This is a genomic window from Mycobacterium sp. E2462, assembly GCF_001672685.1.
Classification (GTDB): Bacteria; Actinomycetota; Actinomycetes; order Mycobacteriales; family Mycobacteriaceae; genus Mycobacterium.
Genome location: NZ_LZKC01000325.1, coordinates 17,456 through 28,775 on the forward strand (window position 1 = coordinate 17,456; position 11,320 = coordinate 28,775).

General features: G+C 71.4%; 8 protein-coding genes and 1 pseudogene. 4 read left to right on the top strand and 5 right to left on the bottom strand.

Going from position 1 to position 11,320, the window contains the following annotated elements; all coding sequences use genetic code 11:
• Nucleotides 1–30: 30 nt before the first annotated feature.
• Nucleotides 31–1,062 carry an LLM class flavin-dependent oxidoreductase gene (locus tag A5714_RS17015; RefSeq protein WP_068287028.1) on the top strand — a complete coding sequence of 344 codons (1,032 nt, stop codon included), beginning with the start codon at nucleotides 31–33 and terminating at the stop codon, nucleotides 1,060–1,062.
• Between the two features lie 3 nt (nucleotides 1,063–1,065).
• On the opposite strand, the gene A5714_RS17020 is transcribed toward A5714_RS17015, so the two are convergent.
• The 3 genes from A5714_RS17020 to A5714_RS17030 all read right to left on the bottom strand — a co-directional run bounded on the left by A5714_RS17020 (nucleotide 1,066) and on the right by A5714_RS17030 (nucleotide 6,013).
• A complete protein-coding gene (locus tag A5714_RS17020; RefSeq protein WP_082959798.1) occupies nucleotides 1,066–5,043 on the bottom strand; it encodes a diguanylate cyclase domain-containing protein in 3,978 nt (1,325 codons plus the stop codon).
• 84 nt (nucleotides 5,044–5,127) lie between these two features.
• Entirely contained in the window at nucleotides 5,128–5,574 is a 447-nt protein-coding gene (locus tag A5714_RS17025; RefSeq protein WP_068068951.1) for a nitroreductase family deazaflavin-dependent oxidoreductase, read from the bottom strand.
• Nucleotides 5,575–5,584: 10 nt separating this feature from the next.
• Nucleotides 5,585–6,013 carry an HIT family protein gene (locus A5714_RS17030; RefSeq protein ID WP_068068948.1) on the bottom strand — a complete coding sequence of 143 codons (429 nt, stop codon included), beginning with the start codon at nucleotides 6,011–6,013 and terminating at the stop codon, nucleotides 5,585–5,587.
• 111 nt (nucleotides 6,014–6,124) lie between these two features.
• Here A5714_RS17030 and A5714_RS17035 point away from each other — a divergent pair, with 111 nt between their 5' ends.
• Nucleotides 6,125–7,510 carry an amidase gene (locus A5714_RS17035; RefSeq protein ID WP_082959799.1) on the top strand — a complete coding sequence of 462 codons (1,386 nt, stop codon included), beginning with the start codon at nucleotides 6,125–6,127 and terminating at the stop codon, nucleotides 7,508–7,510.
• A gap of 327 nt (nucleotides 7,511–7,837) precedes the next feature.
• Here the strand turns inward: A5714_RS17035 and A5714_RS17040 are convergent, their stop codons facing one another.
• Nucleotides 7,838–8,338, bottom strand: a complete 501-nt coding sequence (locus A5714_RS17040; RefSeq protein ID WP_068287031.1) for a DNA-deoxyinosine glycosylase — start codon at nucleotides 8,336–8,338, stop codon at nucleotides 7,838–7,840.
• A gap of 87 nt (nucleotides 8,339–8,425) precedes the next feature.
• On the opposite strand from A5714_RS17040, the gene A5714_RS17045 reads away from it, so the two are divergent.
• Nucleotides 8,426–9,553 carry an adenylate cyclase regulatory domain-containing protein gene (locus tag A5714_RS17045; RefSeq protein ID WP_068287040.1) on the top strand — a complete coding sequence of 376 codons (1,128 nt, stop codon included), beginning with the start codon at nucleotides 8,426–8,428 and terminating at the stop codon, nucleotides 9,551–9,553.
• Nucleotides 9,554–9,796: 243 nt separating this feature from the next.
• Complete coding sequence (locus A5714_RS17050) at nucleotides 9,797–10,381, top strand: hypothetical protein (protein ID WP_068068942.1); 585 nt, start codon at nucleotides 9,797–9,799, stop codon at nucleotides 10,379–10,381.
• A gap of 4 nt (nucleotides 10,382–10,385) precedes the next feature.
• Here A5714_RS17050 and A5714_RS17055 read toward each other — a convergent pair.
• A pseudogene (locus A5714_RS17055) lies at nucleotides 10,386–11,270 on the bottom strand (sensor domain-containing protein); the annotation flags it as partial.
• Nucleotides 11,271–11,320 lie beyond the last annotated feature (50 nt).

Here is an 11,320-nt window from a genome sequence, read left to right on the forward strand (position 1 = left end):
GTTCGCGGAGCCCCCGGCGTTGAGGCGAACGTGCGTCTTTCCGTCCTTGACCTCGTTCCGGTGCGCGCCGACCAGAGCACCGGTGACGCGCTCGCGGCCACCGTCGAGCTGGCGCAGACCGCCGACCGGTTGGGCTTCACGCGTTACTGGGTGGCCGAGCACCACAACATGCCGTCCGTGGGTGCCACCAGCCCGCCGGTCGTCATCGCCTACCTGATCGCACACACGTCGCAGCTGCGCCTCGGGTCGGGCGGCGTGATGCTGCCCAACCACGCGCCGCTGGCGGTGGCCGAGCAGTTCGCGCTGCTCGAGGCCGCCGCCCCGGGCCGCATCGACCTGGGTATCGGCCGGGCGCCGGGCTCGGACCCGGTGACGTCGTACGCGTTGCGTGGCGGCGACGGCCATCGCGATATCGAGAACTTCCCCGAGTACCTCGACGACGTGGCCGCGCTGATGAGCGCCCGCGGCGTGCGGGTCCCGCTGCGCTCGGGCGACTACACGCTCAAGGCCACACCGGCGGCCACCACGGAGCCGCGGCTGTGGCTGTTGGGGTCGTCGATGTACTCGGCGCAGTTGGCCGCCGCCAAGGGTCTGCCGTATGTGTTCGCCCACCACTTCTCGGGCCAGGGCACCGAGGAGGCGCTCGACCTCTACCGCTCCCGGTTCGTCCCCAGCGAGCTGACCGGCGAGCCGCTGACCTTCCTGACGGTCAACGCCGCGGTCGCCGAAACGCGGGACGAGGCAATCGAGTTGATCCTGCCCAACCTGCAGGTGATGGCGAAGCTGCGCACCGGGCAGCCGCTCGGGCCGTTGCCGCTGGTCGAGGAGGCGCGTGTCGCGCAGCTGACCGAACAGCAGCAGCGGATCGTCGAGAGCGGGCTGCGCCGCGCCGTCGTGGGCACGCCCGCCGAGGCGGCCGAGCAGGTCACCGCGCTGGCGAAGCGGTTCGGTGTCGACGAGGTGATGGTGCACCCGGTCGCGTCGGCCCGCCGCGGCACGCCCGCGGCGACCGCGCCCGCAAGGGTGGCCACCCTGGAGTTGCTGGCCAAAGAGCTGTTCTGACGCTCACGCCTGACGGCTGCGGTCGATCGACGTGGGCGCGTGCCCGGTGATCCACCGCCGTAACTCGTCGGCCGGCAGCGGCGGGCTGTGCACGAAGCCCTGGGTGATGGTGCAGCCGTAGCGGCGCAGCGCGGTCAGCGTGACCTCGTCCTCGACGCCCTCGGCCACCAGGTCGGCGCCCAGGCTCTGCGCCAGCGCCACCGTGTTGCGCACGATGGCCACCGATCGGGGATCGTGGGCCAGCCGCGACACGAAGATCTTGTCGAGCTTGAGCTCGTCCACCGACACGTCCTGCAGGCGGGCCAGCGACGACCAGCCGGTGCCGTAGTCGTCCACCGAGATGCGGACCCCCAGCAGCTGCAGCGCGGCGACGGTGTCGCGGGACCGCGGCGAGTCGACGAGCGCGCTCTCGGTGATCTCGACAATCAGCGCGTCGGGCGGCAGGTCGTGGCTGCGCAGCAGCCGCTCGATGGTGACGGCCAGGTTCAGGTCGAGCAAGTTGGTCGTCGACAGGTTGACCGCGACGGCCAGGGCGATACCGTCGTCGCGCAGGCTGCGGATCTGCTCGAGCGCCAGGTTGATGGTGTGGTTGGCCACCGTGCGCATCATCCCGGCGCGTTCGGCGGCGGGCAGGAACTCCTCCGGCAGCAGCAGCCCCCGCACCGGGTGCTGCCAGCGCAGCAGCGCCTCGACGCTGTGCACGCTGCCGTCGCTCGCGTTCACCTTGGGTTGGTAGTACACCGTGAGCTGGTCGTCGTCGAAGAGGGCGGCGCGCAGCTCGCCGACCAGGTTGGGGTCGTCCTCGCGGTACATCTCGAAGGCCGGCTCGTACACGGTGATGTTGCTGATGCCGGACTTGGCGTGCGCCAGGGCCGCCTCGGCGCGGGTGAGCAGTTCCTGCGGGTGGTCGCAGTGATTGGGGTACAACGCGATGCCGATGCGGGCGTGGGTCTGCGCGCTCTGCGCGCCGAGCGGGACGGTGTCGACGAGGGCGGCCAGGAGCTGGCCGGCGCGGGCGCGGGCGGCGATCAGATCGGCCCCCTCGGCGAGCAGGATCGCGAACTCGTCGTCGCTGACCCGGGCGAGCAGGTCGTCGCGGCGCACGCTGCGCGCCAGCCGATTCGCGACGTGCCACGCCAGCTCGTCGCCGAAGTGGCGACCCAGCGTGTCGGCAATGTCGTGGATCTCGGGAACGTTCACCAGCAGCAGCGCCCGCCGCGCCGACGTCCGGACCGCGGCCGATTCCGCCGGCGCGGTACCGGACAGTGCGGTCAGGGCGGTCGCCAGCGACCGCCGGTTCGGCAGGTCCGTCAACTCGTCGGTCATGGCCCGCTTGTGACGGTCGGCCACCATGCTGACGTCACGGAAGGTCACGGAAAACCGCGCGGCCACGGCCACCAGGCTCAGCGCGGCGAGGGTCGACGCCAGCCGGGAGTCATGCCCCAGCACCGTCACGCCCAGAGCCAGCACGGTGCAGGTCACCGGCACGCCGTAGGAGGCCAGGCCGCGCCGCGGAAGTGGGGCCGCCGACGACCAGCGCGCCCAGCCGGCCATGGCCACCAGCCACGACGACGCCGGCCACAGCACGTCGAGCGAGGTGCCGGCCCGATACGAGCCCGCCGAGGTCTGAAATAGGTACACCGTGTCCGCGACCGCGAATCCGATCAGCCCGGCGGCCAGCAACACCCACCGCAGCTCCTTGCGCCGGCCCAGGATGGGCAGCATGCCGGCGGCCAGCGCCAGCAGCACCAGATCCCCCCACGGGTACACCAGCCCCACCAGCACGGTGTCCGGCAGCCGGGCAGCGGCGCCGCGCATGGGGCCGGCGCGCAGCGCCGCGGCCGCCGCGGCCACGGCCAGCCCGCAGACCAGCGAGTCGAGGCGCACCGACGCGGGCACCCGCCACAGCCGGGTCCGCATGAGCAGCAGGATCCCGGCGTAGGCGAACGGGTAGAACGCCAGGTAGCACGGGTCGGCGACCGAGGGGGATTGGCCGTCGGGCACCCACTGCGCGTACACGAAGTCGCCGAGGGCCGAGAAGGCCATGCCGGCCGCGATCAGTGACCAGGCCAGGCGGTCGGCCCGCACCCGCCATGCCCGACCCGCGAGCAACCCCGCGGCGAGCGCATTGAGCGCGGTGTAGAGCGCTTCGCCGAACGAGCCACCGTGGCCGGCGTTGCGGTAGCCGACGCTGATGACGGTGAACGCGGCGACGCCAAGAGCTAACAGCGCCAACAGGATTCGGATCAGCAGCGGCGGCCACGGCGCGCCGTCGGTCGACTCCGCGCGCGGCGGGTCGGCCCGCGCCGTGGCGATGGCGGCGACGGGCCGCAACGCTGGGCCCACCGTCGTCTCGGTGCCGAACGCGCCGACGGTGCCGGCGCCCGCGGCGGCCTCGAGGGCCAGCGCGGCCGGGCTGGGCCGGAAGGCGGATCCGGGTGCGTCGCCGGATTGCGGAACCGAGTACGCCAGGGGCAGATCCGACACGAAGCTGCGCACGCAGTGGCCGCCCTCGCGTTTGGCGGTGTACATGGCGACGTCGGCGTGCCGGAGCAGCTGTTCGACGCTGCACGCCGAGTCGCCGGTGGCGACCGTGAAACCGATGCTGGGCCGGGCCTGGAGGGGAACGCCGTCGATGACGATCGCGGCGTCGAAGGCCTCGAGCACCCGGTCCGCCGCCGCCTGGGCGTCCTCGACGGAGCCGTCGAGCAGCACGGCGAACTCGTCGCCGCCGAGGCGGGCCGTCACGCTCTCGTCGCCCAGGGCCGCCGTCAGCCGGGCGGCGACCCGCACGAGCAGTTCGTCACCGGCGGGATGCCCCATCTGGTCGTTGACCGACTTGAAGTTGTCGAGGTCGAGGCACAGCACCGCGATGGGGGCCGCGTCGTGGCACCCGCGGGCGACGGCCTGTTCCAGCCGGTGCAGAAAATAGGCCCTGTTGGCCAGGCCGGTCAGGCTGTCGCGGAAGGCCTCGCGCGCGACCTCCGACAGCAGGCTCTGGTTCTCCATGAGGACGACGAACTGCCGGGCCAGCACCGCGGCGACGAGGACGCCCAGCGCGACGAGCAGGGGCCCGTGCGCCATCAGTCCGACCGCGTGGCCCAGCCCCACCGCCGCGGCGATCACCAGCGGCAGATACGGCAGCCACAGCCGGGTGCGCGACAGGACCTCCTCGTTACGCGACCCCGGCAGCGGCGTCGCCTTGACGCTGGCCAGCGCGGCCAGTGTGATCAGGCCCAACCCCGCCACCCGACCCAGGTCGAGCAGGTCGCTCAGGTGGTAGCTGCCGATGCCGGTGCGGAACACCCCGGCCATGTCGGCGACGCTGATCGTGGCGACCCCACCGGCCAACAGCCGCCGGCTGGGCAGGTCGCTGGGGCGGCCCCGCGCCAGCATCAGGATCGCGGTGGTCAACAGCACGACGTCGTTGAAGATCTCCGGCAGCGTCGTCAGCAGCGAGTCGTTGTCCGCGTGCAGCTGACGGTCCAGGACGAACACCCAGGAGATCACGAACAGCGACGTCGCCACGATGAGGCCGTCCAGCCACAACCGCCGTGGGCTGCGTCGGGACACGTGCGACAGCAGCACCATCGCCCCCATGGCGCCGAACGGCCAGGCCAGCATCACCACTTCGGGGGCCGCCGGGTGCGTGGCGTGCGCCAACTCCGGGCGCACGTCGTAGACGGCCCAGATCACCTCGCCGGCCGCCCAGCCCAGCAGGGCCGTCACCATCGCCAGCCAGCCGAACCGGTGCCGCCGCACCGACGTGCGCGCGGCGTAGCCGGAGCAGGCAGCGCCGACCAGCAGGCACAGCGCTATCACTATCTCGTCTACCGGCCGGGTGGCGGCGGCGCCTTCCCACCCGGCCTGCGACGACACCACCACCAGAGCTCCCACGAGAGCGAAGCCGCCGGTGAGCAGGCCGCCGACGCGACGGGACAGCCCGAACCGCAGAAACGGGTTTCCCGTCCAGCGTTTCATAGCCGCTCCAGCCGATCCCGCGTCGTGCAGAGAACAAGAGTTCACGCGCGCCCAAGGAGAATAAACCCCCGGGCTGGGCAAACGTCAGCGCGGCGCGAGGACCACGACGGGAATGGGCCGCGACGTCCTTTTCTGGTAGGCGGTGTAGCGGTCCTCGTTGTTGTCGTTGACGAGTTGCCAGAGCCGCGGGTAGTCCGGGTCGTCGGGCAGCACCGGGCGGGCGGTGACGCCGAAGCGCCGCGGCCCGACGTTGATCTCGACGTCCGGGTTGTTCCGTAGGTTGTGGTACCAGCCGGGCGCGCGCGGGTCGCCGCCTTTGGACGCGACGACGAGGTAGTCGTCGCCGTCACGGGCGTAGCTCAGCGAGGTGGTTCGGGGCTTGCCGGTCTTGGCGCCGACGGTGTGCAGCAGCAGGCTGGGCGTCGGCAGCGTGCGGTGCCCGATCCAGCCGCGGGTGTTGCGGTAGACGACGTCGTGCACCCGCAGTATGCGCGGCAACAACCTCCGCTCGACCCAGGACGGGAACGCCATGACCCCAGTATTACTGGTTCGCGTCGATGCGGGCCAAGGCGTCCCGCAGGATCTGGCCGGTAGCGTCGCGGTCGGGATCGCGGCGCAGCACCAGCCCCTTGGCCACCGACAGCTTGTCGCCGTTGCGGCGGGGCAGCACGTGCAGGTGGATGTGGAACACCGTTTGGAAGGCGGCGCTGCCGTCGTTGATGGCGATGTTGGTGGCGTCGGCCAGCTCCGTCGCACGCGCGGCCCGCGCGATCCGCTGGCCCAGCGTGACCATCCCGGCCAACGTTTCGGGCGCGGTGTCGGTGAGGTCGACGCTGTGCTGCTTGGGGATCACCAGCGTATGGCCGCGGGTGAACGGCCGGATGTCGAGGATGGCCAGGTAGTCGTCGTCCTCGGAGATCCGGATGGCCGGAGCCTGGCCGGCGACGATCGCACAGAACACGCAAGACATGCGGCCCACGGTACTGGCCGGTGCCGGTCCCGGTGTCACCTCGGCGCACCGGGCCATGACGGGCGTCCCCTCGGCGGCAATCCGTCGTCGGGGGCGGGATACGCTGCGGCAGTGGACGATCTCGCCTTCGCCGGGGCGGCGGAACAGGCGCGCATGCTGGCCGACGGCGAGCTGACCGCGCCTGAGTTGCTCGAGGTCTACCTGGAACGGATCGCGCGGTTGGACAGCCAGTTGCGCTGTTACCGGGTGGTGCTGGCCGACACGGCCCGCTACGAGGCCGCGGTGGCCCAGGACCGCCTGGACGCGGGGGAACGGCTGCCGTTGCTGGGCGTGCCGGTCGCGATCAAGGACGACGTCGACGTCGAAGGCGAGGTGACGACGTACGGCAGCGGCGGACACGGGCCGGCCGCGACCTCGGACGCCGAGGTCGTGCGCCGGCTGCGCGCGGCGGGCGCCGTCATTCTCGGCAAGACCAACGTGCCCGAGCTGATGATGATGCCGTACACGGAGTCGCTGACGTATGGGGCGACCCGCAATCCCTGGGACCCGCGGCGCACGCCGGGTGGCAGCAGCGGGGGCAGCGCCGCCGCCGTGGCCGCGGGGCTGGCCCCGCTGGCGCTGGGCTCCGACGGGGGTGGCTCGATTCGCATCCCGTCGACCTGGTGCGGCCTGTTCGGCGTGAAACCGCAACGCGACCGGGTGTCCCTCGAGCCACGCGACGACGCGTGGTACGGGTTGAGCGTCAACGGCCCGATCGCCCGTTCGGTGCGCGACGCCGCCCTGTTCCTCGACGCCACCTCCACGGTGCCGGGCCCGGAAGGGGAGTTCGTCGCGGCGGCGGCGCGCCGCCCCGGCCGATTGCGAATTGCCCTGAGCACCAAAGCCCCGACGCCGCTACCGGTGCGCGTCGGACGGGCCGAGCTGGCCGCGGTCGAGCAGGCCGGCGCGCTGCTGACCGACCTCGGCCACGACGTCGTCGCCGCCGACCCCGACTATCCGGCGGCCGCGATCCCGGCCAACTTCCTGCCCCGCTACCTGCGCGGCATCTACGACGACGCCGACGCGCTGCCCCACCCCGAGCGCCTGGAACGGCGCACCCGCTCCATGGCGCGCCTGGGTTCGTTCTTCTCCGACGCCCGGATGGCGGCGATCAGGGCCGCCGAGGCCGCGGTGAGCTCACGAGTCCAGGCCATCTTCGACGACGTCGACGTCGTCGTCACGCCGGGCACCGCGACGGGGCCCTCACGCATCGGCGCCTACCAGCACCGCGGCGCGGTGTCTACCTTGCTGCTGGTCGGCCAAGCCGTTCCGTACCAACAGATTTGGAACCTTACGGGCCAGCCCGCCGCGGTGGTTCCGTGGGACTTCGACCGGCGCGGCCTGCCGCTGTCGGTCCAGCTGGTCGGCCGGCCCTACGACGAGGCGACGTTGCTGTCGCTGGCCGCGCAGATCGAAGATGCCCGGCCGTGGGCGCATCGGCGGCCCCCGGTGTCCTAAGACGCCCGGCTACGCCGCGCTCGCGATCGGCTCGCGGGTGGGCGGCGACCCGCTTCGCCCGGCTACGCCGCGCTCGCGATCGGCTCGCGGGTGGGCGGCGACCCGCTTCGCCCGGCTACGCCGCGCTCGCGATCGCCGCGCGGGTGGGCGGCGACCCGCTTCGCCCGGCTACGCCGCGCTCGCGATCGGCTCGCGGGTGGGCGGCGACCCGCTTCGCCCGGCTACGCCGCGCTCGCGATCGGCTCGCGGGTGGGCGGCGACCCGCTTCGCCCGGCTACGCCGCGCTCGCGATCGGCTCGCGGGTGGGCGGCGACCCGCTTCGCCCGGCTACGCCGCGCTCGCGATCGCCGCGCCCCACGCCGCCAGCGTGGCGCCAGGCCGCACAGCGTGCGCCGGGCTGGTGGACGGCAGCCGTGTATAACGGACCCGTTCGGAGACCACCGCGTGCCTGCGGTAGAGCTGCTCGGCCTTGGCGCCGTTGAAATACACCCGGTCGATGGCCGGGTAGCTGGCGAACAGCTCGGCGAAGTCGTTGGCTTGCAACCCTTCTCGTTTGATCGCCGCGTCCGCGCTGCCGGCGCGCCGGCAGACGCGCAGTACATCCCACAGGGCCACGCCGTGGGCGCGCAGGGCGCTCAGTCGCGCCGCATACGGCGAGGCCGGGTCAAAGCCGAAGAGTCGACCGGTGATGGGCCAGAACGCATTGCGCGGGTTGGCGTAGTACTGACCTGTAGCCAGGGACTGCGCGCTGGGAAAAGAACCCAGGATCAGCATCGAGGCGCCCCGATCGATGACGGGCGGAAACCCGAACGCCAGTGGTGGGGTCATCGCTTCCGTCTCATCGCTTCCGTCTCATCGCCTGGATCATCGCCTGTCCTGAGCGGCGCGCGCCAGCGCGTGCCGTCGCGGCCCGCGCTGTACGTTGACGACGTGGACGGTGGCGACCGGGATATCGAAGACTTGCTCGAGGGGCTCGACGACGCCGCACGCACGGAACGGGCCGAGCTCGCGCGGTGGCTGCTCGAGCAGGGCGTCTCGGCCGACGAGATCAAATCGACCAATCCGCCGCTGTTGCTGGCCACCCGCCACCTCATCGGTGATGACGGCACGTACGTATCCGCCCGCGAGATCAGCGAGACCCACGGCGTCGATCTGGCGCTGCTGCAAAAGGTCCAGCGCGCTATCGGTCTGGCCCGGGTCGACGACCCCGACGCCGCCATCCACATGCGCGCCGACGGCGAGGCGGCCGCCTTCATCCAGCGCTTCGTCGAGTTGGGGCTCGACCCCGACCAGTTGCTGCTCGTGGTTCGGGTGCTCGCCGAAGGGTTGTCGCGCACCGCCGAAGTCATGCGGTATACGGCGCTCGCGGCGATCATGCGCCCGGGCGCGAGCGAGCTGGAGATCGCCAAGGCGTCCAAGGCGTTGGTCGGCGAGATCGCTCCGCTGCTCGGCCCGATGATCGAGCAGATGCTGTTCATGCAGCTGCGGCACACCATGGAAACCGAGGCGGTCAACGCGGCCGAGCGCGCGGCCGGCAAGCCGCTGCCGGGAGCGCGGCAGGTCACCGTCGGCTTCGCGGATCTCGTCGGCTTCACCCGGATCGGGGAGGCGGTGTCGCCGGAAGAGCTGGGCCACCTGGCCAATCGGCTGGCCGCCCTGGCCCGGGACATCACCGTCCCGCCGGTGCGCTTCATCAAGACCATCGGCGACGCCGTGATGCTCGTGTGCCCCGAGCCGCTGCCGCTTCTCGACGTCCTCGTGAAGCTTGTCGACACTGTCGACGGCGATAACGACTTCCCGCGACTGCGCGCCGGAGCCGCGGCCGGCATGGCGGTCAGCCGTGCCGGCGATTGGTTCGGCAGCCCGGTCAACGTGGCCAGCCGCGTCACCGGCGTCGCGCGCCCCGGCACGGTGCTGGTCGCGGACTCGGTGTGGGACATCGTCTGTGACAGTGGACAATTCGAGGGGTCATTCGCCGGCGCCCGCCGCCTCAAGGGCATCAAGACCGAAACCAAACTGTTCCGGATCCGCCGCGGCGCATAGGGCAGGCCCGGGCGACTCTGGGGCGTCTGACTCCGTCTTACGCGTGTCCTACGCGGCCGAATTTCTACCCTGTGGTTCGGCGCTTCGAATGGTCGCTTCCGGGCCTGCTTCGCATCCAAAGCTACGCCGCTGAGCTCGCCGTATCAACGGTTGATTCGCCGAAGGCGTGGTGATCGTTCGCCGGTGGAGAACGCCATCGCCATCCCTTGAGTGCAATGACTGTAACGGTGTAATCATGTAATCATGAAAACGCATCACGAGCACGGACGGCGGCACGGCCGGTCCGGAGGCTGGCAGCAAGCGCAGCAACCCGACGCCAGTGACGCCGCGGACTGGTTCGCCGGGCGCCTCCCGGAGTCCTGGTTCGACGGCGATCCCACGGTCGTCGTGGACCGCGAAGAGATCACGGTGGTCGGCAAGCTCGCCGACGCGGCGGAGGCCGACAAACAAGAGAGCCAAGCCCGTGCGGCCGGGCGCGCCTCCCGCTTCCGGGAGGAGACCCGTTCGGAGCGGATGCGCATCGCCGACGAAGCGCAGGGCCGTTACGGGCGCAAGGTCTCCTGGGGTGTGGTGGTCGGTTCCGGCGCCGCCGCGGAGCGAATCCTGTTCACGCACATCGCCGTTCCCGTCATGACGCGATTGAAGCAACCCGAACGCCAGGTGCTCGACACGCTGGTCGACGCGGGGGTCGCCCGGTCCCGGGCGGACGCGCTGGCGTGGTCGGTCAAGCTGGTCGGCGAACACGCCGAGGAATGGCTCGAGAAGCTGCGCGGCGCCATGTCGGCGGTCGACGACCTACGCGCGCAGGGCCCCGACTTGCAGTCGTAAGCCGTTACGGCGCATCGATCTTCGCAACGATCTTGTCCACGATTTGGCCGGCCTGGTCGGTGATGTGGTAGCCGCACGCGTTGATGTCGACGATCACGTTGTTGGCCACGCTCATCGCGCGTTCGCACTCCCAGCCGTCGGCGCCCTCCTGGGTGTCCATCACCGTCACCTTGGGCGGATCTCCCTGCACCTGGCCGAAGGTCCACCTGTAGGTCTTGCTCTTGTTGGTGACCGTCACCGTCTTGCCCGCGCAGCTCTTCCACTTGTCGGTCGACGCCTGCAGGAAGGCCTTGGCCTTCTCGGCCGACGGGAACAGCACCACGGCCTGGTTCACCCAATGGTCGTAATTGTCGCCCGGTTCTGAGGAGACCAGCCCGTTGATGGCCGTGTAGCCGGTGCCGGCGTAGACGGGATCTTGAGTCGTGTACAGCGCACCCTGGCAGTCCGACGTCGACACCCGCACCGACGAATTGTCCATGGTCGTAATGAGTTTGCCCGGTTGCATGGCCGACGCGCCCATGACGGTGTTGACGTCGGGCGCGGGCAGCAGCAGACCGCTGAGGCGGTCCGCCGACAGGGGAGGGGGCGGCGGCGGCGCCGGCGTGGGCCGCGTGATCAGCCAAACGCCGACGCCCGCGGCGACGAGGACGAAGACCACCGCGACGGCGGCGATGACGGGCCACAGGTTGCGCGCCTGCTTGGCCGGTGGCTGACTCCACGGCGGCGCCGCGGTGAACTGCGGCGGTCCCGCCCAGCTGGCGCCGCCGGCCTGGTAGTACGGCGGCTGCGCGCCGGTGGCAACCGGTCCGCTGTCGGGGGCCCACGGCAGCGGTCCGCTCGAGTACGGCGGGGTGTTGGGCGGGCTGGGCCGCGGCGGGATGGGCGAGGTCTACGAGGCCGAGCACACCGTCAAGGAGTGGACCGTCGCGGTCAAGCCGC